The organism is Robbsia andropogonis (genome assembly GCF_000970345.1).
Taxonomy (GTDB): domain Bacteria; phylum Pseudomonadota; class Gammaproteobacteria; order Burkholderiales; family Burkholderiaceae; genus Robbsia; species Robbsia andropogonis.
The window spans coordinates 21,781-47,720 of the sequence record NZ_LAQU01000032.1; the positions used below are offsets into that span (position 1 = coordinate 21,781).

General features: G+C 61.1%; 18 protein-coding genes and 2 pseudogenes. 13 read left to right on the forward strand and 7 right to left on the reverse strand.

From position 1 onward, the window contains the following. Positions 1 to 130 precede the first annotated feature (130 nt). Both ettA and WM40_RS28175 read left to right on the forward strand, forming a co-directional pair. A complete protein-coding gene (gene ettA, locus WM40_RS21280) occupies positions 131 to 1,798 on the forward strand; it encodes an energy-dependent translational throttle protein EttA (protein ID WP_024905964.1) in 1,668 nt (555 codons plus the stop codon). A 99-nt stretch (positions 1,799 to 1,897) separates the two neighbouring features. Further along, complete coding sequence (locus WM40_RS28175; protein ID WP_024905965.1) at positions 1,898 to 3,286, forward strand: DUF748 domain-containing protein; 1,389 nt, start codon at positions 1,898 to 1,900, stop codon at positions 3,284 to 3,286. Between the two features lie 156 nt (positions 3,287 to 3,442). On the opposite strand, the gene WM40_RS21290 is transcribed toward WM40_RS28175, so the two are convergent. Both WM40_RS21290 and WM40_RS28180 read right to left on the reverse strand, forming a co-directional pair. After that, positions 3,443 to 5,398: an aminopeptidase P family protein gene (locus WM40_RS21290; protein WP_081765223.1), complete on the reverse strand. Its 1,956-nt coding sequence runs from the start codon at positions 5,396 to 5,398 to the stop codon at positions 3,443 to 3,445. A gap of 98 nt (positions 5,399 to 5,496) precedes the next feature. After that, complete coding sequence (locus WM40_RS28180; RefSeq protein WP_162199110.1) at positions 5,497 to 5,916, reverse strand: hypothetical protein; 420 nt, start codon at positions 5,914 to 5,916, stop codon at positions 5,497 to 5,499. A gap of 178 nt (positions 5,917 to 6,094) precedes the next feature. Between WM40_RS28180 and hemA the strand changes: the two are divergent. The 5 genes and pseudogenes from hemA to WM40_RS21320 all read left to right on the forward strand — a co-directional run bounded on the left by hemA (position 6,095) and on the right by WM40_RS21320 (position 10,921). Then, positions 6,095 to 7,413, forward strand: a pseudogene (gene hemA, locus WM40_RS21300) (glutamyl-tRNA reductase). A gap of 274 nt (positions 7,414 to 7,687) precedes the next feature. Further along, the gene (gene prfA, locus WM40_RS21305) at positions 7,688 to 8,773 is read left to right on the forward strand and encodes a peptide chain release factor 1 (RefSeq protein ID WP_024905969.1); all 1,086 of its coding nucleotides are present in this window, start codon (positions 7,688 to 7,690) and stop codon (positions 8,771 to 8,773) included. A 101-nt stretch (positions 8,774 to 8,874) separates the two neighbouring features. Then, entirely contained in the window at positions 8,875 to 9,882 is a 1,008-nt protein-coding gene (gene prmC, locus WM40_RS21310) for a peptide chain release factor N(5)-glutamine methyltransferase (RefSeq protein ID WP_046153911.1), read from the forward strand. A 149-nt stretch (positions 9,883 to 10,031) separates the two neighbouring features. After that, positions 10,032 to 10,343, forward strand: a complete 312-nt coding sequence (gene grxD, locus WM40_RS21315; protein WP_024901896.1) for a Grx4 family monothiol glutaredoxin — start codon at positions 10,032 to 10,034, stop codon at positions 10,341 to 10,343. A 374-nt stretch (positions 10,344 to 10,717) separates the two neighbouring features. Then, the gene (locus tag WM40_RS21320) at positions 10,718 to 10,921 is read left to right on the forward strand and encodes a cold-shock protein (protein WP_024901897.1); all 204 of its coding nucleotides are present in this window, start codon (positions 10,718 to 10,720) and stop codon (positions 10,919 to 10,921) included. Positions 10,922 to 11,091: 170 nt separating this feature from the next. On the opposite strand, the gene WM40_RS21325 is transcribed toward WM40_RS21320, so the two are convergent. After that, positions 11,092 to 12,372, reverse strand: a complete 1,281-nt coding sequence (locus WM40_RS21325; protein ID WP_046153905.1) for an Hsp70 family protein — start codon at positions 12,370 to 12,372, stop codon at positions 11,092 to 11,094. A 399-nt stretch (positions 12,373 to 12,771) separates the two neighbouring features. Between WM40_RS21325 and WM40_RS21335 the strand changes: the two genes are divergently transcribed. Both WM40_RS21335 and leuA read left to right on the forward strand, forming a co-directional pair. Beyond that, the gene (locus WM40_RS21335) at positions 12,772 to 14,250 is read left to right on the forward strand and encodes an MFS transporter (RefSeq protein WP_024901900.1); all 1,479 of its coding nucleotides are present in this window, start codon (positions 12,772 to 12,774) and stop codon (positions 14,248 to 14,250) included. Positions 14,251 to 14,862: 612 nt separating this feature from the next. Then, positions 14,863 to 16,587 (forward strand): 2-isopropylmalate synthase, encoded by a 1,725-nt coding sequence (gene leuA, locus WM40_RS21340; protein ID WP_046153907.1) that lies wholly within the window; start codon positions 14,863 to 14,865, stop codon positions 16,585 to 16,587. Between the two features lie 289 nt (positions 16,588 to 16,876). On the opposite strand, the gene WM40_RS21345 is transcribed toward leuA, so the two are convergent. After that, positions 16,877 to 17,389 carry a winged helix DNA-binding protein gene (locus tag WM40_RS21345; RefSeq protein WP_024901902.1) on the reverse strand — a complete coding sequence of 171 codons (513 nt, stop codon included), beginning with the start codon at positions 17,387 to 17,389 and terminating at the stop codon, positions 16,877 to 16,879. A 228-nt stretch (positions 17,390 to 17,617) separates the two neighbouring features. On the opposite strand from WM40_RS21345, the gene pxpB reads away from it, so the two are divergent. The 3 genes and pseudogenes from pxpB (at position 17,618) to pxpA (ending at position 20,595) form a co-directional block, all read left to right on the forward strand. Next, entirely contained in the window at positions 17,618 to 18,274 is a 657-nt protein-coding gene (gene pxpB, locus WM40_RS21350) for a 5-oxoprolinase subunit PxpB (protein WP_024901903.1), read from the forward strand. Then, positions 18,271 to 19,437: pseudogene (locus WM40_RS21355) on the forward strand (5-oxoprolinase subunit C family protein); the annotation flags it as partial. The gene pxpB and the pseudogene WM40_RS21355, both read left to right, overlap by 4 nt. A gap of 387 nt (positions 19,438 to 19,824) precedes the next feature. Further along, the gene (pxpA, locus tag WM40_RS21360) at positions 19,825 to 20,595 is read left to right on the forward strand and encodes a 5-oxoprolinase subunit PxpA (protein ID WP_024901905.1); all 771 of its coding nucleotides are present in this window, start codon (positions 19,825 to 19,827) and stop codon (positions 20,593 to 20,595) included. Between the two features lie 56 nt (positions 20,596 to 20,651). On the opposite strand, the gene WM40_RS28995 is transcribed toward pxpA, so the two are convergent. From WM40_RS28995 to WM40_RS21375, 3 genes are read right to left on the reverse strand one after another with little or no spacing between them, the layout of a single operon-like run. Beyond that, positions 20,652 to 22,772 (reverse strand): cation:proton antiporter domain-containing protein, encoded by a 2,121-nt coding sequence (locus tag WM40_RS28995; protein ID WP_024901906.1) that lies wholly within the window; start codon positions 22,770 to 22,772, stop codon positions 20,652 to 20,654. 19 nt (positions 22,773 to 22,791) lie between these two features. After that, positions 22,792 to 23,193: a DUF423 domain-containing protein gene (locus WM40_RS21370; RefSeq protein ID WP_024901907.1), complete on the reverse strand. Its 402-nt coding sequence runs from the start codon at positions 23,191 to 23,193 to the stop codon at positions 22,792 to 22,794. Positions 23,194 to 23,252: 59 nt separating this feature from the next. Beyond that, positions 23,253 to 24,569, reverse strand: coding sequence for an MFS transporter (locus tag WM40_RS21375; RefSeq protein WP_024901908.1), 1,317 nt, complete (start codon positions 24,567 to 24,569; stop codon positions 23,253 to 23,255). 451 nt (positions 24,570 to 25,020) lie between these two features. On the opposite strand from WM40_RS21375, the gene WM40_RS21380 reads away from it, so the two are divergent. Then, the gene (locus WM40_RS21380; protein ID WP_024901909.1) at positions 25,021 to 25,677 is read left to right on the forward strand and encodes a DsbA family oxidoreductase; all 657 of its coding nucleotides are present in this window, start codon (positions 25,021 to 25,023) and stop codon (positions 25,675 to 25,677) included. Positions 25,678 to 25,940 lie beyond the last annotated feature (263 nt).

Below are 25,940 nucleotides of genomic sequence, written 5' to 3' on the forward strand. Positions count from 1 at the left end.
AGGCAGTCGCTTCCTTGGCGATTGCCTTTCGTCAAACGGCGGTCTGTTTATCGTGGCTGATTCGCGCACCCCGTTTTGCACCGTCAACCCTTCCGAACACAGGCGCCACCTCGCGCGCCTCAATTGAAAAATGGCACAGTACGTTTTCACCATGAACCGCGTGGGCAAGATCGTTCCGCCCAAGCGCCACATCCTGAAGGACATCTCGTTGTCGTTCTTTCCAGGCGCCAAGATCGGCGTGCTCGGGCTGAACGGGTCCGGGAAGTCCACGCTGCTGAAAATCATGGCCGGCGCCGACAAGGAGATCGAAGGCGAGGCCACACCGATGCCGAATCTGACGATCGGCTATCTGGAGCAAGAGCCCAAGCTGGACGATACCCAAACCGTGCGCCAAGCCGTGGAGCAGGGCTTGGGCGAAGTATTCACCGCCCAGCAAAAGCTCGAAGAGATCTACGCCGCCTATGCGGAGCCCGACGCGGATTTCGACGCGCTGGCCGCGGAACAGGCACGCTTCGAGGCGATCATCGCCGCGTCGGATGGCGCAAACCCCGAACAGCAATTGGAAGTGGCCGCTGACGCGCTACGCCTGCCGGCCTGGGACGCCGTGATCGGAAATCTGTCCGGCGGTGAAAAGCGCCGTGTCGCACTGTGCCGCCTGCTGCTGTCGAAACCGGACATGTTGTTGCTCGACGAGCCGACCAACCACCTGGACGCGGAATCCGTCGATTGGCTGGAACAGTTCCTGTTGCGCTTTCCGGGCACCGTGGTCGCCGTGACCCACGATCGCTACTTCCTGGACAATGCGGCCGAATGGATTCTGGAACTGGATCGCGGTCACGGGATTCCCTGGAAGGGCAACTACAGCAGCTGGCTGGATCAGAAGCAGGACCGACTGAAGCAGGAAGAATCCACCGAGTCGGCCCGTCAGAAAGCGTTGAAGCAGGAGTTGGAATGGGTTCGCCAGAACCCGAAGGGACGTCAGGCAAAGTCGAAGGCGCGTCTGGCCCGGTTCGAGGAATTGAACAGCCAGGAATACCAAAAGCGTAACGAGACGCAGGAAATCTTCATTCCGGTCGCGGAGCGGCTCGGCAACGAGGTGGTGACCTTCGAGAATGTCAGCAAGGCCTACGGGGATCGGCTGCTGATCGACAACCTCAACTTCACATTGCCGCCGGGTGCCATCGTCGGGGTCATCGGGCCCAACGGCGCTGGTAAGTCGACGCTATTCAGGATGCTGACCGGCAAGGAAACACCGGACAGCGGCACCATCAAGATCGGCTCGACGGTGAAGATGGCTTACGTGGGACAAAGCCGCGAGGACCTGGAAGGCGATAAGACCGTATTCGAGTCCATCGCCAACGGCGCGGACCTGATCACCGTTGGCCGATTCGAGACGCCCGCGCGCGCCTACCTCGGCCGCTTCAATTTCAAGGGCGGCGATCAGCAGAAACGCGTGGATACGCTGTCCGGCGGTGAGCGAGGCCGGCTACACATGGCCAAGACGCTGTCGGCCGGTGGCAACCTGCTGCTGCTCGATGAACCATCGAACGACCTGGACGTGGAAACGCTGCGGGCGCTTGAGGACGCGCTGCTCGAATTCGCCGGCTGCGTCATGGTGATTTCGCACGATCGCTGGTTCCTGGACCGGATCGCGACTCACATCATGGCATTCGAAGGCGACTCGCAGGTTACGTTCTTCAACGGCAACTACCAGGAGTATGAAGCGGACAGGCGTGCGCGCCTTGGCGAAGAGGCCAGCCGACCGAAACGCCTGCGCTATCGGCCGATCACCCGCTAAGCGCCAGGGTAAAACGGCGGGATCTGTCCGCCGTTTTACATCGCCCCTCCTCTCGTCCTGTGCCGGTCCATCTCGGGCCAGCGTCAACCGGAGCGCCGAATGCACTCACGCCAGGCTCGCCGCGTGTTCGGCGGCATCATCGTCATCGCCGTGCTCGCCATAGGCACGTTGGTCGCGACCCAATGGGCAACGCATACCCTGCGCAAGCAGGTCGTGGCGTTGCTGGGTCCCACCGGCCATGCTGCCCATATCGATGTTTCGCTACGTCAGATCATTCTCGACGATGTCACGATCGGCGGCCCGCCCGGTTGGCCCGCGCCACAGACATTGCGCGCGCGACGAATCACGCTATCGCTCGCACCCCTGGCGCTGTTGCAGCATCAGGTGGTGATCCGGGACGCGACGTTCGACACCCCGTATCTGTCGATCGTACGGGGAAGCGACAAGCGCATCACGCTGCTTCCCAACCTTCGCGCCAAGCACGATGTCAATGGCGCGCCACCCAATACGTTGACGACCGGGGGCGCGGAAGCGGCAGGCGCGGCCGCGCCGTCCCCGGCATCATCCCCCGGGATGGCTCCCACGACATCGGTCGCGGACCAAGCCAGTAGCGTACGCACAGCCCAGCCATCGGTCGGCAGCAGTACCGGCAGTGGCACGTCGCGCAGCTATCCTGTCCGGCTGGATAACGTGACGATCCGCGATGGCACGCTGGATTTCTACGATCGCCGCGTCTCGCCAGACGCACGCATTGATACGCTTGCTGGCGAAGGGGACCATGCGGCACCGTATCGACTGACTTTCGATCGGCTGCAAGCGCAGATCGGCCCGATGCAGTTCCCAAGCGGCGATGCCAAGACGGTCTTTACGATTTCCGCCAACGCCCGAGACGCCGACAGCCCAAGCAGCGCCGGAAGCGCGCCCGCCACTGCGTCATTCTCGGCGGCGGGATCACCATCAACCACCGCGAACAATGAGAAGGCGACAAACGGAAGCAGTCCGGTGCATATGGATGGATGGATCGTGCTGTCCACGCAGCAATCCGACATACGCACGCATTTCGAGAATGTCGACGTCCGCACGTTGACGCCCTACCTCGATCCGCATGGGACAATCGCTTTCGAGCACGGCCGGGCCGCGCTGAGCGCGCATTCGACGGTCGAGAATCGACAATTACAGGCGAACGGTACCCTTTCCCTCGCACAACTCCAGGTCGCGCGCGGGCATGGCCCGACATCGGTGTTGGAGACGCTGCCGCGCGAGGCGGTCATCAGCGCACTGCAGGACGAAAAGGGACGGATCTCGCTGAATTTCACGCTCTCCGGAAATCTCTCCGATCCGTCGTTTTCGCTGGATGAGACGCTGTCCACCCGCATCATCGCGGGATTGGCGAAAGCCCTCGGCGTCAATGCCGAAGGGGTAGCTCGAAGCGTCGGCGATACGACAAAGGGGCTCGGCGACGCGCTACGCGGGTTGCTGGGCAAATAACCCGGCGCGCGCCGCGCTCAGGCGACCCTACACCGCGCGTGGTGCGGAACAGCCTTGCACCGCCGTCGCAGCATCTTCTCGCATTGCATGCGGCGAAAAGCCCCCTTGGGCGATGCGGACACGGCAGGCGCAAAACACCGCGCCTCGCGTCGTGGCTCACAACGGTTGCGTTCGCTTCTCGAGCCAGGCCAATGCATCGCCCTCGACCAAAGGCGCGACCCGCTCGCGCACAGTGACATGGTAGGCATCGAGCCATGCACGCTCCTCCGGTGTCAATCGCTCGGACTGGATACACCGCGTATCAATAGGGCAAAGCGTCAACGTCTCGAACGCCAGGAACTGTCCGAACGTGTCGCCTTCCGCTGTCCGTGGCGCCGGCTGGTTCATCACCAGGTTCTCGATTCGCACGCCCCACTGCCCCGCGCGATAGACACCCGGTTCGATCGACGTGATCATCCCTGGCAACATCGCCGTGGCCGCATCGGCATTCGCATAGTGCGAAATCACCTGCGGCCCTTCGTGTACGTTCAGGAAATAACCAACGCCGTGCCCGGTGCCATGACCAAAGTCGATGCCCTCGGCCCACATCGGTGCGCGGGCGATGGCATCGAGCATCGGGCCGCGAATCCCATGCGGAAACCGTGCTCGCGAGAGGGAAATCATTCCCTTCAATACCGTCGTATAGTCCCGTTTCTGAGCCTCCGACGGCGTACCAATCGGCACCACCCGGGTGATATCGGTGGTCCCGCCATGATATTGCCCCCCCGAATCGATCAACAGCAACCCATCGCCGTCGATCACTGAAAACGCGTCCGGCGTGGCGCGATAGTGCGGCATCGCACCATTTGCGTTGAATCCCGCGATGGTCGCGAAACTTTCACAGACGTAACCCGGCTGCTGCTCGCGAGCGGCGCGCAATCTGGCGTCGATCATCAGTTCGTCGATCGGCGGCTGCGACACATCACCGGCGGCCCGCGCCGCAAGCGCCTGCTCCAGCCAGGCGAAGAACACACATAAAGCGGCACCGTCCCGCGCCATCGTCCGTCGAATATGCTCGGCCTCCTCCGGGATCTTGCACGCTTTCGCCAGCGTCGACGGATTGGCCGCCTCGACTAGCACCGCGCCAGCATCAAGCGCCGCTTGCGCCATACCGAGGGTGGCCCGTTTCGGGTCGATCAGGAGCCGGCTTCCGGGGGGCAATGCGCGCACGGTGGCCTCGGCCTTGTCATACGGCGCCAGCGTGATACCGTCCGCTTCCAACTCGGCCGCCAGGGACGCGGGTACCTTTCGCGGGTCGACAAACAACGTCACGCCGGTTATCGTTCGCCCATCGACACCCGTTGCACGTCCGATAAGGGCATGGCCGAGAAAGACCGGGTTATAGCTGACGTCCGCGCCGCGCAAGTTCAGCAACCAGCCGAGATCGTCGAGTGTGGATACCAGATGCCAATGTGCATCGTACGATGCCATCACCTCGCGGACGACGGCAAGCTTGTCCGTACGCGCGCGCGGCGCATACGGCGACGCATGCGCGTAAATAGGCGTGTCGGGCAACGCGGGACGGCCGAGCCAGATCGTATCGAGCAGGTCGACGTCGGTGCGCAGGGTCACACCCTTGTCCGCGAGCTGCGTGGTCATCGCCTGTGCCGCGCCCAGCGCCACCACGTGGGCATCGATTCCCACCTGCCCGCCCCGCTCGACATGCTCCGCCAGCCAGGCGATATGAGGCGCGACCTGGCCACCCTGCAACTTCGCCAGCACGATCCCGGTGCCGGCCAATTGCGCTTCCGCTTGCACCCAATAGCGGCTGTCGGCCCATACCGCGGCATGGGTTGGCGTGACAACCAGGGTCCCCGCCGATCCGGTGAATCCGGAGAGCCAGGCACGGCCCAGCCAGCGCGCGGGCGGATACTCGGACAAGTGCGGATCCGATGACGGTACGACATAGGCCGCCAGTCCCGCTGCCGCCATCGCCGCTCGCAAAGTGGCGATCCGGCCCTGAATCTGCGTGACGCGTTCCAGCGCTGACTGCTGGGCAGTCGCCGTCACCGCTTCGTCCGCCCGCCTTACGACAACGCTTCCCGCATCGACTGCGCCTTGCCCGTTCCCCATCATGCCGCCCCTTGTACGTTTGCCCGATCCGACGCGTTTTTCCGTGATGCGACCGCTCCGCTCACACGAACGCCCCTACTATCAACAGACACATTCCGTCATGCGCTGCCGCGTTTGTTACGTAGACGCCCTGCCGGCAGTTGCTGCACGACGCCCAGCATCAGCATCGCCGCGCCAACGGAACAGAGCCATTCCGCAATAGAACCATCGTCAAACACGTCGACAATATTGCCCGCCATCTTTATCACCATTGCCGCCAACGCACACGCCAGCACGACAATCCAACGCGCGTGCCGGGTGGCGCCGGCGCGTCCACGCCAGGTGCCCGCCCATCCGATCACCGCGCCAATCATCAATGTCCCAAGCCACCCCATCGCCCGTCTCCACGCTCGTATCACCAAATCCCGCCCCGCCGTCATGCGCATTATCAACGACGGCGCCACCCAACGCCTACGCGTTCCATCGGCATCGTTTTCATGCAACGTCGACCGGAACACATGCCCATTGAAGGCAGGCAACGCTTTCCCCTGCCGTATCCCCGCATCGTCCGCCACCGCAAAGCTGCCATGGCATCCAATGTTGCGCCTTTACGTCATTTCCGACCGGGAATGCCTTGTAGGACGGAAGGACCTTGGGCAATCGGGAAGGGTAAGAGAGAAGCGACTATAATGGCGGCGTACCAGCGAGTCATAAAAAATGCAACTGCTCACAATCGGGATCAACCATCATACGGCGCCGGTCGCTTTGCGCGAACGTGTGGCGTTCTCGATCGAGCAAATCAAGCCCGCATTGCAGACATTCAAATCGATCTGGCTGGGTCGTTCGACCGCAGGGCCGTTGGCGCTGTTCGCACAGCCGTCTGGCGGTGCCTTACCGGAAGCCGCCATCCTGTCGACGTGCAACCGCACGGAACTCTATTGTGCGACCGACAATCGTGCCGGCCAGGATCTGGCGGTGCAATGGCTCGCCGAATACCATAACGTCCCGGTCGAAGAGCTCGCGCCGCATGTCTATGCGCTGCCGCAGTCGGAAGCGGTCCGCCATACGTTTCGCGTCGCCAGCGGTCTCGATTCGATGGTGTTGGGAGAGACCCAGATCCTCGGGCAGCTGAAGGATGCGGTCCGTACGGCCGCAGAGGCCGGCGCGCTGGGCACCTATCTGAATCAATTGTTTCAACGCACGTTCTCGGTCGCAAAGGAAGTGCGTGGCCAGACGGAAATCGGGGCGCACTCGGTCTCGATGGCCGCCGCCGCCGTTCGGCTGGCCGAGCGGATCTTCGAACATATCCAGGACCAGCGGGTGCTGTTCATCGGTGCCGGCGAGATGATCGAATTGTGCGCGACCCATTTTGCCGCACGCGCGCCGCGCGAGATCGTCATCGCCAATCGGACAGCGGAACGCGGCGAGCGCCTGGCGGCGCGCTTCAACGGCCGATCGATCGGCCTGGCGGACCTCCCGACCCGGCTGCAAGACTTCGATATCGTCATCTCATGCACCGCCAGCACGTTACCGCTGATCGGCCTTGGCGCGGTCGAACGCGCCATCAAGGCGCGGCGACGCCGGCCGATCTTCATGGTCGATCTGGCCGTGCCGCGCGACATCGAACCCGAAGTCGGGCAGATGGAAGACGTTTTCCTCTATACCGTCGACGATCTGGGCGACGTGGTCCGGCAAGGGAACGCCGCGCGGCAGGCCGCCGTCGCGGAGGCGGAAAAGATCATCGAGGCGCGCGTTGCGAATTTCATGCAATGGATCGAGACACGGTCGGTCGTGCCGGTGATTCGCTCGATCCACCAACAGGCCGACGCCATGCGCCGCGCGGAACTTGAACGTGCGCAAAAATTGCTGGCGCGTGGCGAAGACCCAATGACCGTGCTGGACGCCCTGTCGCATTCATTGACGAAAAATTCATGCATGGCCCGACCCAGGCATTGAACCAAGCCAATGCGTCGGATCGCGAGCATCTGGTGCAATTGCTACCGGATCTGTTCCGTCACGGCCCGCCCGAACGTTAGCGCCGCTACCACGACTTACGATACGGCAACACGGCGCACCGGACAGCCTGGCAGCCCTTGTTGGAAGGCCACCGCAACATCAGTCTCACTTGCGTAATCGAGGTTTCAAAGGCACGTTCCCGCGCGCCGGCGCTCCTCGCCTCCCGTGTATGCCGGCCGCCCCCTGCCGCCCCCTGCCGCCCCCTGCCGCCCGGCGCATTACACCGACCGGGCACCCTGAACGAACAGCGCCTGCTCCTTCCCCGCAGCAGACGCCACAGCAAGGTCCGCATCGATGAAAGCAAGCATGCAAGGCAAGCTCGATCAATTGGTCAGCCGCCTCGACGAATTGACGGTCATGCTAGGTAGCGAAGACATTGCGTCCGACATGAATCAATACCGTCGCCTGAGCCGCGAACACGCGGAGTTGACGCCAGTTGTCACGCAATATGGCCTATGGCGTAGTGCCGCCAGCGACGAGCGGGATGCACAGGAAATGATGTCGGATCCGTCGATGAAGGCCTTCGCCGAGGACGAAATGCATCAGGCACGCGACCGCATGGCGACGCTGGAGCGCGAGTTGCAGACGATGCTGCTGCCGAAAGACCCGAACGACGATCGCAATATCTTTCTCGAAATCCGCGCCGGCACCGGTGGTGACGAAAGCGCGCTGTTCGCGGGCGATTTGTTGCGCATGTACCTGCGCTATGCGGAACGCCAGGGCTGGCAGGTGGAGACGATGTCCGAAAACGCGTCGGACCTGGGTGGCTATCGAGAAGTCATTGTCCGCCTGGTCGGACAAGGTGCTTATTCGAAGCTGAAGTTCGAATCCGGTGGCCATCGCGTCCAACGTGTCCCCGCGACCGAGTCACAAGGCCGCATCCATACGTCGGCCTGCACCGTTGCGATCATGCCGGAAGCGGACGAGGTTGCCGAAGTCACGCTGAATCCGGCGGAGCTGCGCATTGATACATTCCGTGCATCCGGTGCCGGAGGACAGCATATCAACAAGACCGATTCCGCGGTCCGCGTCACGCACCTACCAACCGGTATCGTCGTTGAATGCCAGGACGACCGCTCGCAGCACAAGAACAAGGATCGTGCATTGAAGGTCCTGGCCGCCCGAATCAAGGACAAGCAGGATCAAGCCGCGCATGCGGCGGAGGCGGCCACACGGAAAAGCCTGATCGGCTCTGGCGACCGCTCCGAACGCATCCGGACCTATAACTTCCCGCAAGGCCGGATGACCGATCACCGTATCAACCTCACCTTATACCGCCTCGATGCGATCATGGACGGCGATCTCGACGAAATGATCGGCGCCCTTGCATCCGAACACCAGGCGGAACAACTGGCCGCACTCGGCGAGGCGGACGCGTGACGGGCAGCGGCAGCGGCAGCGGCAGCGGCAGCGGCAGCGGCAGCGGCAGCGGCAGCGGCAGCGGCAGCGGGCCAGACAAACATGCCGGTCTCGACGACGCAATACCTGAAAAGCGGGCCGATGCCGGGCCGGCTGGCGCCAGTGTCGCGCATGTGCTGCGTGCATCGGGCTTGGACAATGTGGATGCACGGGTGCTGTTATGTCATGCGCTGCGGTGGCCACGCGCCTTCCTGGTCACCCGTGCCGACGAACGCCTCGACGTCACACAGCCCGATGCATTGCGTGCTTTCCAGGCACTGGCCGCGCGGCGACATGCCGGTGAACCAGTCGCCCAGTTGGTGGGTGCACGGGAATTTTACGGACGTGATTTTCAGGTAACGCCCGACGTTCTTATTCCCCGCCCTGATACCGAGCTGCTGGTGGAGCAGGCATTGGCGGTCATCGACCGTCACCTGCGCCTCGGACGCGCCGACACCCGGCCTGTACGTGTCCTGGACTTGGGTACAGGTAGCGGTGCCATCGCCGTCACATTGGCGGCGGAACGGCCGACTGTCGAGGTGGTCGCGACGGATCGCAGCGCGGCCGCCTTGGCGATCGCCCGAGCAAACGCTGCCGCGTTGCTCGGGGAGCGCCGCCGCCAATCCATCCGTTTTATCGAGGGAGACTGGTTCGAAGCGTTGTCAGTGGCGGGGATCGATGCATCGTTCTTCGATGTCATCGTCAGCAACCCTCCTTACATACACCGCGACGATGCGCATTTGTCGCAAGGTGACCTGCGTTTCGAACCACGTGGCGCGTTGACTGACGACGCGGACGGCCTGGGACCGTTGCGCATCCTGACGGCTCAAGCGATGCGCTGGTTGCGGCATGCCGATGGCACGCCGGTGACTGCCATGCCGGAACCGGTGCACGATGCGACGCCGCGATACCCAGCCACGTCGCGGTCGCAGATCGATCACGCCTGGCCAACCTTGCTAGTCGAACATGGCTACGACCAGGGTGAATCGGTGCGCGCGTTGTTCCGTGCGTCCGGGTGGCAAGACATCCGGACAACACAGGACCTGGGTGGTCAGGATCGGGTAACGTGTGGTCGTCCGCCTGGCGGATAATCCGGCGCATTCCCGCCTTCCCAACGGTGCCGATCCGCTAAGGCCCCTCGGAATCCGCTATCATTTGCCCAATAACGTGGCGCTTCGCCCGCTTCACCGTGGCGACGGCGAGCGCGCCGTCCCCTTTCTTGTTTTTCAGGTTTTTCGTCATGGACACGCAAGCACGCATCCAACAACTGGTCGACGAGCACCCCGTGGTGCTCTTTATGAAAGGCACCGCGCAATTCCCGATGTGCGGGTTTTCTGGCCGCGCCGTGCAGATCCTGAAGGCCTGCGGTGTTGACAAGCCGTTCACCGTGAATGTGCTGGAAGACCCGGAAATCCGCCAGGGCATCAAGGAATTCTCTGCCTGGCCGACCATTCCACAGCTCTATGTCAAGGGCGAATTCATCGGTGGTTCGGACATCATGACCGAGATGTACCAGTCGGGTGAATTGCAGCAGGTCTTCACTGCCGCCTGACCGTTCAAACAGTGTGTGGTAAGCCGCGCAGCGTCACCAAACGACGCTGCGCGGCTTTTATTTTGCGCACGACAACCGGATCACGCCAAAAATACGCGGTGGAACCAAAAATTAACTATATGATTATTCATTATTTTTTGAATCGTTGTCGCGTAACGCACACGAAGGCATCTATCTGTGTATCATGTGTGTTGAGGGGGTTGACGATTGTCGGATTTAATCGTATAAAGAGTGAGCAAGATTTTCAAGCGTGAGCATTTGTCTGCACGTAGTTGCCTCAACACGGTACTTCTGTCGTCATTTCTACCTCCTTGATATCATGCACTCCGGGCGCTTTCGCCCACTTCAACACAAATAGTTAGGAAAGTACGTAAATGGCAACTGGTACCGTCAAGTGGTTCAACGACGCTAAGGGCTTTGGTTTCATCACTCCGGATGGCGGCGGTGACGATCTTTTCGCCCACTTCTCGGAAATTCGTAGCGAAGGCTTCAAGTCGCTGCAAGAGAACCAAAAGGTCAGCTATGACGCAAAGCAAGGCCCGAAAGGCCTGCAAGCGTCGAACATCCAGCCGATCTAAAGAAGCATTGGGTTTCGGCCCGATCACCTTGGTAAACGACCAAGGTTTAGCTTAACGGATCACAAAATTCGGTAAGCACGGTGCCTTCGATGGCACGGTGAACAAAAACCGCGCTCCCTGAGCGCGGTTTTTTTATGCCCACGCGCAACATGCGCGCAGGCATTGCCACATCAGACAGCAAACATCCGCTGCGCATGAATACCCAGGCCCTTGGCCACACTGGCAAGCGGATCGCCGCGCACGGCATGAGCATTGGGGAAGGCCGTCGCAATGGCATCGGCCAGGAACCGCAGCCCCGTCGACCCGCCAGTGAAGTAGACCGCCGCGACATCCGCCTCGCGCACACCGGCCTGCCGCGTGGTTTCCCGCGCCGCGGCGACGATGCGCGCCGCATCCTCGGCCGCCGCTCGCGCCATCACCGTTTCCGTAAAAGCCATGCTCAAGTCGGGTTCGACCAACGACATGTCTATCATCGTCTCGCCGCCGTTCGACACCGCGATTTTTGCTTTTTCAGACAGTCCGATCAGCGCGTGACCCAATCGGTTGCGCAACACACGCGTCAACCGCGTTGGATGCGCCGGGTCGATAAACAAGTGCTTCATCTGATCGAATTCCGCCATCCGCTTTGGGCTGTAAAGCGCATTGACCAAATGCCATGTCGAGAGATCGAAGTAGATGCGGTTCGGCATCTCCCGGCCAGACGGGTCGAGTGCCTGGAAACCCAGTTCACGCATGACGCTGGCGAGTGCAACCCGCTTGTCGATATCGGTACCGGCAACGTGCACGCCAAAGTGACCCAGCACGTCGTCATGACGCGCTGCCTGCCGGACCCGGTCCGGCCCGACGCGTACCAGCGAAAAGTCGGACGTACCGCCGCCGATATCGACCACCAGCACCACTTCTTCACGATCCAGTGTCGACTCGTAGTCGAACGCCGCGGCAATCGGCTCGTACTGGAAGACGATGTCACGCAACCCCACCGAGCGTGCCGCCGCTTCCAGTTGCGATTGCGCCGCCGCATCGGCTTTCGGGTCGTCATCGACGAAGAAGACCGGACGCCCCATGACCGCTTGCGTCACCGGGCCACCGGCCTCGCGCTGCGCCGTCTGCAGCAAATGTCGCAGGAAGAGTCCGATGATTTCGGTGAAAGGCATCGATGCGCCGTCGCCAATTTCGGTCGACGCGTCGGCGAGATGGGTGCCGAGGATGCTTTTCAATGACCGCATCAGGCGCCCGTCATAGCCATCGATGTACTCGGCGATTGCCTGGCGCCCAAAGACATGCCGATGCTCGTCGGTATTGAAGAACACCGCCGTGGGCAGGGTCAGGTTGCCGCCTTCCAATGGAATCAGGCGAGGCGCCTCGAATGCGCCCCCGCTTGTGGCAGCGCCGGGCTTTGCCAGCGCCAACGCGGAATTGGACGTGCCGAAATCGATCGCGCAGTAAGTCATGGTCGTCGTGTCCGCTACGCATGCACGCGGGAATCCTGGCCGAACATTCGGCAAGGACGACGCGCACGCAAGTCAATCTTGTTTTTTAGCACATCCTGATGCATTTGCGGCAATCGGACCGAACGAAGCGCTCATCGCGCCTACCTACCCTGGCGAAGCGTGGTGTTCCTGACAACAAGATCGCGGAAATCCGGGCTCGCTTTCCGAATCCGACGGAGATCATGTGGAAAAAACGCGGCCCACCTGTGATGGCGCAGCAATTGGCTTACCATCAATGAACGTCACGGACACGGCGATCTCCGGGGCGGAAAGAGCGCCACCGCGGCGCCCCAGGACCGTTGGCCCGATCGCAGACCCCGGGGCGGGCGGCAACCGCCCCTATCCTTCCAGCGCACTGGCATGCCCGATCATCAGACATCCCCTCCCAACGCGGACGCGTCGCCCGCTCCAGACCGCTCGCTGATCGTGACAGACCTCCCGGCTCGCCTGGATCGACTGCCCTGGCGGCGCTTCCACACGCTGGTCGTGTTTTCCCTAGGGATCACCTGGCTGCTCGACGGCCTGGAAGTAACATTGGCAGGCGCGGTGGCGGGCGCGTTGAAATCGCCGGACTCGCTGCATTTCGATAATGCAGATATCGGGATTGCCAGCAGCGCGTACATCGCCGGGGCGGTGCTGGGGGCATTGGGCTTCGGCTGGCTTACCGATCGGCTCGGCAGGCGCAAGCTGTTTTTCATCACATTGCTGCTTTACGTGGCGGCCACGTTTGCCACGGCCTTCTCCTGGAGCCTGGCCAGCTTCGTCGTCTTCCGCTTCCTGACCGGGGCCGGCATCGGGGGAGAATATACGGCGGTCAACTCGACGATCCAGGAACTGATGCCGGCCCGTGTGCGTGGCTGGACCGACCTTGTCATCAACGGCAGCTTCTGGCTTGGTGCCGGCCTGGGTGCCGCAGGTTCGATCGTGCTGCTCGATCCGGCGTGGCTGGCCGTCGACATCGGGTGGCGCGTGTGTTTCGGCATTGGCGCGCTGCTCGGATTGATCATTGTTTTCTTCCGGCGGCATTTGCCCGAGAGTCCACGCTGGCTACTGACCCATAACCGCGAAGCGGAGGCAAGCGAAATCGTCGCAGCGATCGAGGCCGACGTCGTCGGCGGTACGCCTCATGACAGCACGCCATTGCCGAAGATCAAGCTGCGCCGCCGCAGCCATGTCAGCCTCCGCGAAGTGGCGCAGGCGTTGTTCGTGCAGCACCGCCAGCGGGCCTGGGTCGGCCTGATGCTGATGTCGGCACAGGCGTTTTTCTATAACGCGATCTTTTTCACTTACGCGTTGGTGCTGACCGACTTCTACGGCGTTCCGGCCGCGCATGTCGGTTGGTTCCTGCTGCCGTTCGCGCTTGGCAATTTCGCCGGGCCGGTGCTGTTGGGCAGGCTGTTCGATGTCATCGGTCGACGTCCGATGATCGCGTTTACCTATGCGATGTCCGGCATTCTGCTCACGGTATCCGGCTATCTGTTTTCGATAGGCGCTTTGGATGCACGCACGCAGACCATCGCCTGGACGATCATCTTTTTCTTCGCCTCGTCGGCCGCCAGTGCGGCCTACCTGACCGTCAGCGAGACGTTCCCACTGGAAATCCGTGCACTGGCCATCGCATTTTTCTATGCGGTGGGCACCGGTGCAGGGGGGATTGCCGGACCCGCACTATTCGGCTGGCTGATCGACAGCCACCAACGGCTCAATGTATTCGCCGGCTATGTGTTCGGCGCGGTCTGGATGATCGCCGCCGCCGCGGTCCATCTGCGTTGGGGCGTCGCCGCCGAGGGTAAGTCACTCGAAAGCATCGCCGCCCCCTTATCGACCCATGAAGACTGACGACATTGACATGCCCATCCATGTACGCGGACGGTATCTGGCCTGCCCCGCCCCAATGGGCCATGCACGGGACCGGTGGCGGCCTAAAGCAGGCGGAACCTGCGGCAAGTAATCGATTGGCACTGGCTTCAACCGCGGACGATTCGTCGCAATTTTCATCGGAACGCGCAATTTCTGCTTGACAAGCCCACCTCCCGTTGACGATACTTTACGCATGTCTGCATTCAAGACCCCCCTTCTTTCCGCACTACTACTAGCCCGACTAGATCGGCTAGGCCTACTAGCGCGCATCTAAAGTCCGGCCAGTCGACCCTCGCAGTACCAGATCGACGCCCCAGATTTCACGACTTTAGCTGCGCCGACGCCCGCCCCTCGGTTTTTGTAGCATCGCTTTCCCTCCCATCGTAGTAAAGCCGTACGGTTTCAGCAGTCAGCGTTGTCTTGGCGCATCTGGTGCATGCATAACGGTAGCGAATAACAGCGACCGCACGCCCCACCCGGTGACCTGCCAAGGAGCGAGGACAGATCGAGATGATCTGAAACCATGTGGGCCGGGGATGGCAAACAGAATTCACGAACCTTTCAGAACACGTCTTTGCGAGCGAACCGATCATGTTGAACAACCCGTCCACCAAGTACCGTCCCGTCACGCCAGTCGACATTCCCGATCGCACCTGGCCGACGAAGACACTGACGCGTCCGCCGATCTGGATGAGTACCGATCTGCGCGATGGGAACCAGTCTTTGTTCGAGCCGATGGACGGTGAGCGCAAGATGAAGATGTTCAAGACGTTGGTGCAGATCGGTTTGAAGGAAATCGAAGTCGCCTTCCCGTCCGCGTCGCAAACGGATTTCGATTTTGTCCGCACGTTGATCACCGACGGCCATATCCCGGACGATGTGACGATCGAAGTATTGACGCAATCGCGGGAAGACCTGATCCGTCGCACGATGGCGTCGGTCGAGGGCGCAAAGCGCGCGATCGTCCACCTGTACAACGCGACGGCGCCGGCATGGCGCAATATCGTGTTCAACATGGACAAGGACGCCGTGAAGGCGTTGGCGTTGACGGGCACCAAATTGATCCGGGAAATCGCGGATCAGCATCCGGAAACGGAATGGACCTTCCAATACAGCCCTGAGTGCTTCACTGCAACGGAACTCGCATTCGCGAAGGAAGTATGCAATGCGGTGATCGAGGCATGGGGCCCAACGCCGGAGCGCAAGATGATCATCAACTTGCCGGCCACAGTGGAGGTGGCGACACCGAATCATTATGCGGACCAGGTCGAGTGGATGCATCGCAACCTCGCACGTCGCGACAGCGTATTGATCAGCGTGCATCCACACAACGATCGTGGCACGGCCATCGCAGCCGCTGAACTCGCCGTGCTTGCCGGCGCGGATCGCATCGAGGGTTGTTTGTTTGGCAACGGTGAACGCACCGGCAACGTGGATCTGGTGACGTTGGCGTTGAACCTGTATTCGCAAGGCGTGCATCCGGGCCTGGATTTCTCGCAGATCAACGATGTGGCGCGCGTGGTAGAGGAATGCAACCAGTTGCCGATTCACCCACGTCATCCCTACGTGGGCGACCTGGTCTTCACCGCGTTCTCCGGGTCGCACCAGGATGCGATCAAAAAGGGTTTTGCCGCGCAGAAGCCGGAAAGCGTGTGGGAAGTGCCCTATCTGCCGATCGATCCAAGTGATGTTGGCCGTACCTATGACTCCGTGATCAGAGTGAACAGCCAGTCCGGCAAGGGCGGTATCGCTTATCTCCTCGAAAACCGCTATGGCCTGGCAATGCCCCGCCGCCTGCAAGTGGAATTCAGCAGCGCAATTCAGAAGATTACCGATGCAAACGGCACCGAAGTGACCGCGGAAAAACTGTGGGAAGCCTTTCAACAGGAATACATCCGCGTGGCCGCGCCGATCGAGTACGTCAAACATCACCTCGACGATCAAGGCGAGCGCGAAACCATCACGCTGACCGCGAAAATCGACGGCGAGACCCGTGTGCTGACAGGTAGCGGCAATGGTCCGCTGGATGCACTGATGCACGCCTTGCAAGTGCCGGTTCGCATTCAACACTATGAAGAACGCGCAACCGGCCAGGGTGCCGATGCGACTGCCGTCGCGTTCGCTGAAATGACCTGTGACGGCGTGCCTGGCAGCGTCTTCGGCGTTGGCATCAACCCGAACCTGACGACCGCGTCGATTCGTTCCGCCATCAGCGGCATCAATCGTACCTATGCCCGGGCCGACAAGGCTGTAAGAGCGACGTTCTTCGTCAAACAGGTAACGACGGTCGACACAAAAGCAACCGCCACGGCCTGATGCCCCACGCACCATCGACCACGTCATAAACCAAAGGCACGGACGAAATCGTCGTCCGTCCAATCAGGCCATCCGCGCGCCCAGAACGCCGCGGACCGTATGCGACAGTTGCAGCATCAGCGCCATGAGCGCCTGTCGGTGGCATACCTTGCCCGTCATCGGACCAGATGCTTTTCCCAAGCGATGCCCTGCCTCTTCATGCCGCCAATGCACCGGCGGCCACAGGCAACGGCATCGCGTTTTTATTGCGATACCGCTTGTTCCCGCGCCGTTGTCGCGCCTCGGCGTACTACAGCGACGCCGCCACGCGTGCGGCGGTATCGTAAATGCCTGAAACATTGCGCAGCAGTTGTGCCGCCTCGCTGATCTGCTGATTCGTCAAGCCGGACTCTGGCAGCGTCGACATCAGGCAGGTCTCTCGAATCCCACGATATTTCGCGCATAACGCCCGCCCCTCGTCCGTGGTGGAGAACAACACCTCCTTGCCGCTCTTCTCGGTGGTTACATAGCCGCGACTGACCAATTTCTTCAAGCTGTAGCTCGCCACGTGCGTATCTTCGATGTTCAGGACAAAACAAATGTCCGCGAGCTTCTTCTTGCGCTCACGATGATTCACGTGGTGCAGCAGTGACACTTCCAACGCCGTCATGTCGTCGACGCCTGCCGCCGCCATGCAGCGCGTCATCCACTTGTTAAAGGCATTGCTGGTCATGATGAGTCCGTACTCGAGCTCCGACAATTCCGCACTGACCGGCGATAACAAGTGGATCGATGAAACGATGGGCGCGTTCGTGTTGGGCATGGGCCCTCTCGGGAAATAAAAAAGAGGAAGAAGGTCCATCGGGACGAACCCCGATGTCAATAAAAAACACCGAAAACCTCACCATATCGACAGCATACACCGAGTCAAAAGCAAAAAAACAAATATAAATTATCGACATTTTATTGGCATTGTAGAATGACTCCATCAATAACTCATTACGTCTTTGTGAGAGGCTCTGGTCCCGAGCCACACACAGGCCCTTGCCCCATGTCCGATCCTCGAATCCAGTCGTTCGGCGATAGCGCGCTTGTCCTGAACTGCGCGCCTCCGGCCTCGCTTGCATGTCAAAAACGCATCTGGGCCCTCGCAGCCAGTGCCCGCCGCTGGGAATACGTCATCGACGTTGTGCCCGGCATGAATAACCTGACGGTGGTGTTCGACCCGCTCCGGGCGGACGTGGAAACGTTGACGGCCCGGTTGGGCGCCGCATGGCAAACGCCCGAGCCCGAGGCAATCGCCCAGTCGCGCGTGGTGGAGATACCCGTGCATTACGGCGGCGACGCCGGGCCCGATCTGAGCGAGATTGCCGCCGCACGCGGCATGTCGGCGGGAGAATTCGCGGAACGGCATGCGTGCGGCCACTACACCGTTTATTTCCTGGGTTTTCAGGCGGGATTTGCCTATCTGGGCGGCCTGGAAGCCGCGTTACACACCCCACGCCGTGCGGAACCCCGGATGAAAGTGCCGGCGGGTGCTGTCGCCATCGGTGGCGAGCAAACCGGTGTCTATCCGAGCGAGTCGCCGGGAGGCTGGAACCTGATTGGTCATACCGACGTCGTGCTGTTCGATCCGGCTCGTAATCCTTCGAGCCTGATGCAACCGGGCGACCAGGTTCGTTTCACTATTGCGAGCGTGATGTCATGATCGAAATTCTGAAAGCGGGATTGTTGAGCACGGTCCAGGATCTGGGGCGAACCGGATCGCGACACTTCGGGGTGATCAGCGCCGGTGCGATGGATCAGGTCGCGCTGCGGGTGGCGAACCGCCTGGTAGGTAACGAGGACGATGCAGCCGCGATAGAAATCACCGCTGGCCTGCCGTTCAGCGTCGTTTTCCGGCAGGCGACGCGTATCGCCTTAACCGGTGCCGATTGCCGGGCCACGCTTGATGGCACGCCCATTCACGCATGGTGGAGCGTACCGGTAGCGGCGGGCCAGACATTGGCCTTGCAAAGCGCGAGCCATGCGATGCGCGCCTACCTGGGCGTGGCGGGCGGCATAGCCGTACCATTATTGCTGGGATCACGCAGCACGGATCTGAAGACCGCCTTCGGCGGCGCCAATGGCCGTGCATTGGCCGATGGCGACACACTGGCGATCGGTGAGCATAGCGCCGCGCAGCGTGACGTCGCCACAGTGGCCACAACCACGACAGACGTCTCGACCACCGGCACCGCGACGGCGCAGCAGCTCACCACCATCGCCCGCGCCGCATTGCGTGCGGCATTGGATCAGCCCGCCTTCGGCGTGAAATCACCAGCCTGGTGTCGTCTGGCCTATGCCGGTGCGTTACCGTCCGCAACCGCCGAATCAACGTCCGCCCGAGGCAATGGGGCCGAAGCGCTGGTCGTGCGCGTCATTCCGGCCGCGGAATACACCATGTTCGATGCTGCGGCCCAGCAAGCGTTCTGGCATGCCGATTGGACCATCACACCTAACAGCAATCGCATGGGCTATCGCCTTTCCGGTCCGGCACTGAAACGTACGGCAAAAGCCAATGACGTCGAGCTGCTGTCGCATGCAGTGCTGCCTGGGACGATCCAGGTCCCGCCAAATGGCCAGCCCATCCTGCTAATGGGCGATGCCCAGACCGCAGGAGGCTATCCAAAAATTGGCGCCGTCGTTACCGCCGATCTCTGGTTGCTGGCACAAGCGCGGCTAACGACGACAATCCGTTTCGTGCAATGCACGCGCGCAGACGCACTGGAAGCCCAACGTGCGCTGCTTCGCTATTTGGCGCAAGTGGATATCGCGATTGCGCGACGACCTGTCCAGCGCGAGACCAAACGCGCGGTCGCACACAACGCGCAACCAGATAACGCCCATATGGTGCAGGAAAAGTCCGTGGCGCCGACCACATCGACGCCGGCACCCGCGTCTTCAGAATCGGCAAAACAGTCCAAACCCACGAAGACCGACAGCAAGAACAAGAAAGAAAGGAAGGAGCCCGAAGGACGTTCGATCGTCAATAAAACCGTACCCGGCAATATTGGCAAGCTAATCATGGCGTTGTCGGACACGGACGCCGAGCTACCCGTCTCGGAGTTGGTCTCGGAACTGCTGTCCGGCGTACTCAAGGACTAACGATTGTGGGCGTCGCGCGTCGCCGGTCAAAGCAGGCCCGCAGCGCTCCGTGATCAGCCGCGACCTGTCCGCGCAAAGCGGCGCGCCTCAACCTTCTTTTTGAATTCAGTCATGACTTCCAAATTACATATCGACTTGAACGCGGACCTCGGCGAGGGCTGTGACAACGATGAGACCTTGCTAGAGCTGGTCAGCTCGGCAAATATCGCATGTGGCGGGCACGCGGGCGATGCGGATACGATGCGGGCCTGTGCTCGATGGGCTGTCGCAAAAGGCGTGTCCATCGGCGCGCATCCCAGCTATATGGATCGCGAGAATTTCGGTCGCACCGAAATAAAGCAGATCCCGAGCGATCTTCAAAAATCACTGTTGGCGCAACTGGAAACGTTGCGGAAAATTGTCTCGGAGGAAGGTGGTCGGATCGTTCATGTGAAGCCGCACGGCGCACTGTACAACCAGGCGGCACGAGACCCCGTCCTGGCCCGTCTTGTGGTGGCGACCATTCAGGCGTTTGACCCGAATATCGTCATCGTCGGGCTCGCGGGCGGAGAATTGATCGTGGCAGCCCGAGAAGCCGGCATGTGTACCTCGGAGGAGGCGTTTGCCGACCGTGGTTACCAGTCCGATGGCACGCTGGTTCCACGCGGCACCCCAGGTGCGATGATCGAGGACGAAGATACGATGATCTCGCGTATCCTGGACATGATCATCCATCGCAGGGTCAAAGCCATTGACGGCACTTGGTGCGACCTGAATGTCGAGACCCTCTGCTTGCACGGCGACGGTCCCCATGCCGTGACATTTGCGCGGCGCATCCGCAATACGCTGGACGAAAGACGGATCACGGTCTCCGCACAAGCAAGCATGTGCAGCATTGTCTAAGGCATAGCGCAAGCGTCTACACCGTGCGGCCTATGATTTCTCGCCGCATCGATACATCAGATCGTATCGGCCAGCTCTCGCGCCAGTCCGCGCGCGATCTCATGTTTCTCGATAACGACCGCATGCGCGCCATGCGCCTCAAGGTGCTGCAATTCGGCGGTATTACCCGCTCGCGCCAGGATGCGAACCCCGGGTGCGAGTAGCCGCGCATGCCGAATCACCTCGGCCGCTTCGAAAGCATTCGGGATCGCAACGATAAGGAAGCGCGCGTTGGCCAGCCCAGCCTGCCGCAACACATCGGGCTGTACCGCGTTGCCGCATACGCTCCGCACATGCGCATCGCGCAGCCGCGCATGCATATCCGGCCGATCTTCGATCACGACAATATTGCGCGGCACGCCCGCCAACAACGTCCGCACGACCTCGCGCCCTACTCGGCCGTACCCCACGATGATCACCTCGGTCGCATCTGAGACATGTCGTCCGGTGGTCGTTTCTTCGTCATGTCGCGTTTCTTCCAGGGAGGCACCAGCCGCCGCAGTATCCGTAGGTGTGCGCATCTCGTCCGGCTTGCCTGCGATACCGGCTTGCCGCGCTGCTTCGTCCGCAAGACCGGTCGCACGCGCCTTCTCCGCCGCCGCCCCCCACGTGCCATCGAACGCACTGTGCACATCGTTGGTGGCGTCGCTCCGCGCCGTCCGTGCGCCTGTGTCGGAGCCAACCACGTTGTCCTGCCTCTCCATGGCAGGGGCAGGCGTGTTCACCTCACTGGTCCATGCGGTGGAAACGGGTCCGAGCGAACTTGCCGCATAGACATGCGATGGTACAGACGTAACCGAACCAGTCGATCCGGCGCCTGAAGCCGCGCGCTCTAGGTCTCCATCGCTTGCCGCACCATCACGCCAAGCGTGCTGACCCATCGCCTCCGTTGCCGGGGACAGTCCGTTTGCCGCGGTACGGCCAGCACTGGATGTCAGCCGGCGCGCGACCACGAATACAAAAGGATTCAGGATGATCGACAGAATGGCACCGGCGAGCACAAGGTCACGCCCGCTTTCAGGCAACAGATGCAGACTGACACCGAGTCCGGCGAGAATGAACGAGAACTCGCCGATCTGCGCGAGGCTGGCGGCAATCGTCAACGCCGTTTCCGTCGAGCGTTTGAACAGCCGGACAATCGCAAGGGCAGCAACCGATTTGCCAACGATGATGATCAGGCAGGTCACCAGGACCTGGATGGGTCGTTCGATCAGCACGTGAAAATCGAACAGCATCCCGACCGAAACAAAAAACAGGACTGAAAAGGCATCCCGCAGCGGCAGGATATCCTCGGCCGCGTCGTGACTCATTTCAGACTCGCCGAGAATCATCCCGGCAAAAAATGCACCCAAGGCGAAAGACACACCGAAGATCGACGCCGAACCGAATGCGACGCCCAATGCGATTGCGAGCACGCCGAGCGTGAACAGTTCCTTCGAGCCGGTCTTGACGATCTGGCTCAAGACCCACGGAATGACGCGACGGCCGACCACCAGCATCACCGCGATGAACGCGACGACTTTAGCCAGTGTCAACGTCAGCGTCCACAGCAACGAGCCCGTGGATGCAACGGGGGCGGCACCACCCGCCGTGGCGGCGTCATCGCTACCGCCGAGCAGACCAGCCAGTGGTGGCAGCAGCACCAGGGCGAGCACCATGACGAGGTCCTCGACGATCAACCAGCCAACCGCAATGCGTCCCTGGTCGGTATCAAGCAGACGCAAGTCCTGCAACGCGCGCAACAGCACGACCGTACTGGCGACCGACAGTGACAGGCCGAAAACGATGCCGGCGCCACTGCTCCAGCCGAATACGCGGGCAGCGCCCCAGCCGAGCAGCGTGGCAAAGGCGATCTGCACCAGCGCGCCAGGGACCGCGATGCGCTTTACCGCCAACAGGTCCTTCAGCGAAAAGTGGAGACCCACGCCGAACATCAGCAGAATCACCCCGATTTCCGCCAATTCCGGCGCGATATGTTGATCGGCGACATAACCTGGCGTAAACGGTCCGACGATGATACCTGCCAGTAAATAACCAGCAAGCGGCGGAATCTTGAAACGATTCGCAATCGCCCCGAAGACAAAGGCGATACAAAGGCCGGCGACAATAGTCGCGATCAGCGGCGTGGCATGGGGCATCGGCTGTCCTTATGAAAAATCAATCGTCACATCTCTGCAAATTGCGATTCGGTGCACGCCAGGCCGCCCAGGCGAACCCAGCCCAGGCGGCAAGAAAGGCAACGCCTCCGATCGGGGTGATCACCCCGATCCAGCGCACGCCGGTTAATACGAGCAGATAAAGGCTGCCGCTGAACAGCACAATACCAGCCAGCATCAACGTTCCACACAACGATAACGCCTTTTCACCGATATGCGGCATCGCGAGTGCGATCAGCAGCAATGCGATGCCATGAATCAGATGATACGTAACCCCTGTTTCCCAAACACCCAGCATCAGCGGCGAGACGACGTTGCGCAGACCGTGCGCGCCGAACGCTCCGGCCACCACCGCGATGAACATATTGATGGCACCTGCCACTAGTAACTGCCGGTCCTTCATGGTTTCCTCTTCTCTGCTAAACAGGGTGACAATGCGCGCCGCTCGGCCTGATTTTGGCCTTACGCAGCCAACCCGATTGGTTTCGCGTGACTGCGGATACGCAGTACCAGCACCGCGCCGAGGACACACAAAGCACCGGAGCAATACGTCGCGAGCTGATAGTTTCCCAGCGATGCCCGCATCATGCCTGCCGCGAGCGTGGCGAACGCAGCGCCGATCTGATGGCATGCGACGATCCAACCGAAGACGATCGGGCCGCGCTCGCGGCCGAAAATGTCGGTGGTCAAGCGGACCGTAGGCGGCACGGTGGCGATCCAGTCAAGACCATAAAACACCGCGAAAATCGGTAGGCCGTAGAAATCGAAACCGAAGGCAAACGGCAGGAACAGCAGGGATAAGCCACGCAAGCCGTAATACCAGAACAACAATTTGCGATTATCGAAACGGTCGCTCAACCAGCCAGATGCCGTCGTTCCCATCAGATCGAATATACCCATCGCGGCCAATAAGCTCGCGCTACGTACTTCCGATATGCCGTGATCGACGCACATCGAAATAAAGTGCGTACCAATGAAGCCGTTCGTACTTGCACCGCAGATAAAGAAGCTGCCGGCCAACAGCCAGAAACCCTTGTGATGCATGCCCTCACGCAGCGCGCCGAACGCATTGCCAAATGGATTCGCGCTTGCAGGGGTTGGCGAGACCGGGACACCCTCTGCCGGAAGGTGCCCTCCGATGGGCGCAAGACCCAGGCTTGCCGGCGACTCTCGCATGGCAGTCCATGCCAATGGCAACATGATTACGGCACCGAGCCCCGAGGTCCAGACGGCGCCCTGCCAACCATAGGTGGTCACCAATGCCGCCATCAACGGCAGGAAAACCAGTTGTCCGGTAGCGGCACTGGCGGTCATCAGCCCCATCGCCAAGCCCCGGTGCTTGATGAACCAGCGGTTCGCGACAGTCGCGCCCAATGTCAGTGCCGCCATGCCGGAGCCCGTGCCAACCATGAACCCCCACGTCAAGGTCAACATCGCCGTCGATGACATGGTCAGACTGAGCAATGCGCCACTTGCAAGCAACGTCAACGCGATGACGGCAACCCGGCGTACTCCGATGGTTTGCATCAACGCCGCTGCGAAAGGTCCCATCAGGCCATACAGGACCAGATTGATCGAGATTGCAAAGGAGATTTCACCCGTACTCCAGCCGAATGCGCTCTGGAGCGGGCGAATCAGGACACCTGGCGTTGCGCGTACACCTGCGCCGGCCAGCAACACAAGAAACGTCACGCCCATCATGATCCAACCATAATGGAGCCGTGGCTTTGCGGCGGGGTCTGATGCCGATGGTGGGCTTTGTGGGGATGGATCGGGCATGAGGTGGACTTTTGACGAACAAAGCGGATCGAATGCAGTCAGGGCCTGTTTATTCGGCGTTCTTGGATGCCTGCGTCCAATTGCGCCTTTGCAACGGGGCGCATTGGGCACATGAGTTCATCGGCAGGACGCGGGCGAACAGGGTTCGGATGTCTCGTCGCTATGATACCGCGCCGTCGAAACCTGCTACTTTTTAGGGCTGGGGCGGAAGTTCCCTATTCAGTCCAAGTCGTCGTGTCAGTCGCAGAATGAGCCGGAATCGGCATTGTGATGCGCAACGCGCTACCATTAAGGCACAGCGCATACCCGCGCGGGAACGACTTCCGCCGATACGGCAGTGCCGCCGCCTGTCTGTTAGGAAAGGCGTTAATGTGTTCGTAGGCGGGCTACGCTGAACCAAGTCTGAAATCCACGCGTGCTTCACCACACGCGCTTTTGCCGAGAAAATCCGATGGCTAGCGGAGCAACGCTCTACCTTGATATCTGGTCCGACTACGTCTGCCCTTTCTGCTATCTCGAATTGCCCGTACTGCACCAATTTCGCGATGCGTATGGCGATGCGGTCGAGCTGCGCTGGCACGCGTTCGAACTCCGTCCTGAGCCTGTCGCGCTTCCGGAGCCCGACGACGAATCGCTAGTGGAAAGCTGGGAACGCAATATCTATCCGATGTCCGCAGAGCGTGGCTTGACGATTCGCATGCCTGCGGTACGCCCGCGTAGCCGAAAAGCACTCGAGGCGGCCCGTTTCGCATTGGAGGCAGGCGCCTTCGATGCAATGCATATGGCACTGTTCAAAGCATTCTTCGAAGACGGTCTGGATATCGGCGATGTCGATATCCTGATCGACATCGGCAGTACTGTTGGGCTCGACCCCGAAGCGCTAGACGAAGCCCTTCGAGAGGACCGCTTTGCATCAGCGGTGCAGGAAGACGAGGACTTCGCCAAACAGCTGGGCATATCGAGCGTTCCGTTCATTGTGCTGTCGCGAGACCCTGCCGTGGGCGAGGAAACACCACCTCCACCAATCGCATTGCGCGGCGCGGCGCCAATAGCGCATTTCGAGGCGGCGGTGCAACGCCTTTTCCCCGATGGTTTCCCGGAACTATGAGCGGGCGATAGGTCCGAAATCGTCGCGAGCGACGCTTGCCGGCAATGCGGCAAGTGCGCGATTGGTCGCCAATTTCTGGGTCGAGGGGGTTACTAGGGTGGGGGGTGGATCAGGTGGGGTGGTATCGCGTGCGTGGGTCGCGGTGCGCTGTTGAAGCATGGCATGGTAGTGGCGCGCGTGCGCGGCCGCGCTCACCCATGCGCACGGGTGGTTCGCCGTGGTGCGGTGTTATGAGTGCATCTGGGGTATTGGAGGAAGGGCAG

Excerpts from the sequence above, each read along its gene's own strand:
- ettA (WP_024905964.1), top strand. The coding sequence starts at position 131 with ATGGCACAGTACGTTTTCACCATGAACCGCGTGGGCAAGATCGTTCCG.
- WM40_RS28175 (WP_024905965.1), top strand. The coding sequence starts at position 1,898 with ATGCACTCACGCCAGGCTCGCCGCGTGTTCGGCGGCATCATCGTCATC.
- WM40_RS21290 (WP_081765223.1), bottom strand. The coding sequence starts at position 5,398 with ATGGGGAACGGGCAAGGCGCAGTCGATGCGGGAAGCGTTGTCGTAAGG.
- prfA (WP_024905969.1), top strand. The coding sequence starts at position 7,688 with ATGAAAGCAAGCATGCAAGGCAAGCTCGATCAATTGGTCAGCCGCCTC.
- grxD (WP_024901896.1), top strand. The coding sequence starts at position 10,032 with ATGGACACGCAAGCACGCATCCAACAACTGGTCGACGAGCACCCCGTG.
- WM40_RS21320 (WP_024901897.1), top strand. The coding sequence starts at position 10,718 with ATGGCAACTGGTACCGTCAAGTGGTTCAACGACGCTAAGGGCTTTGGT.
- WM40_RS21325 (WP_046153905.1), bottom strand. The coding sequence starts at position 12,372 with ATGACTTACTGCGCGATCGATTTCGGCACGTCCAATTCCGCGTTGGCG.
- WM40_RS21335 (WP_024901900.1), top strand. The coding sequence starts at position 12,772 with ATGCCCGATCATCAGACATCCCCTCCCAACGCGGACGCGTCGCCCGCT.
- leuA (WP_046153907.1), top strand. The coding sequence starts at position 14,863 with ATGTTGAACAACCCGTCCACCAAGTACCGTCCCGTCACGCCAGTCGAC.
- WM40_RS21345 (WP_024901902.1), bottom strand. The coding sequence starts at position 17,389 with ATGCCCAACACGAACGCGCCCATCGTTTCATCGATCCACTTGTTATCG.
- pxpB (WP_024901903.1), top strand. The coding sequence starts at position 17,618 with ATGTCCGATCCTCGAATCCAGTCGTTCGGCGATAGCGCGCTTGTCCTG.
- pxpA (WP_024901905.1), top strand. The coding sequence starts at position 19,825 with ATGACTTCCAAATTACATATCGACTTGAACGCGGACCTCGGCGAGGGC.
- WM40_RS28995 (WP_024901906.1), bottom strand. The coding sequence starts at position 22,772 with ATGCCCCATGCCACGCCGCTGATCGCGACTATTGTCGCCGGCCTTTGT.
- WM40_RS21370 (WP_024901907.1), bottom strand. The coding sequence starts at position 23,193 with ATGAAGGACCGGCAGTTACTAGTGGCAGGTGCCATCAATATGTTCATC.
- WM40_RS21375 (WP_024901908.1), bottom strand. The coding sequence starts at position 24,569 with ATGCCCGATCCATCCCCACAAAGCCCACCATCGGCATCAGACCCCGCC.
- WM40_RS21380 (WP_024901909.1), top strand. The coding sequence starts at position 25,021 with ATGGCTAGCGGAGCAACGCTCTACCTTGATATCTGGTCCGACTACGTC.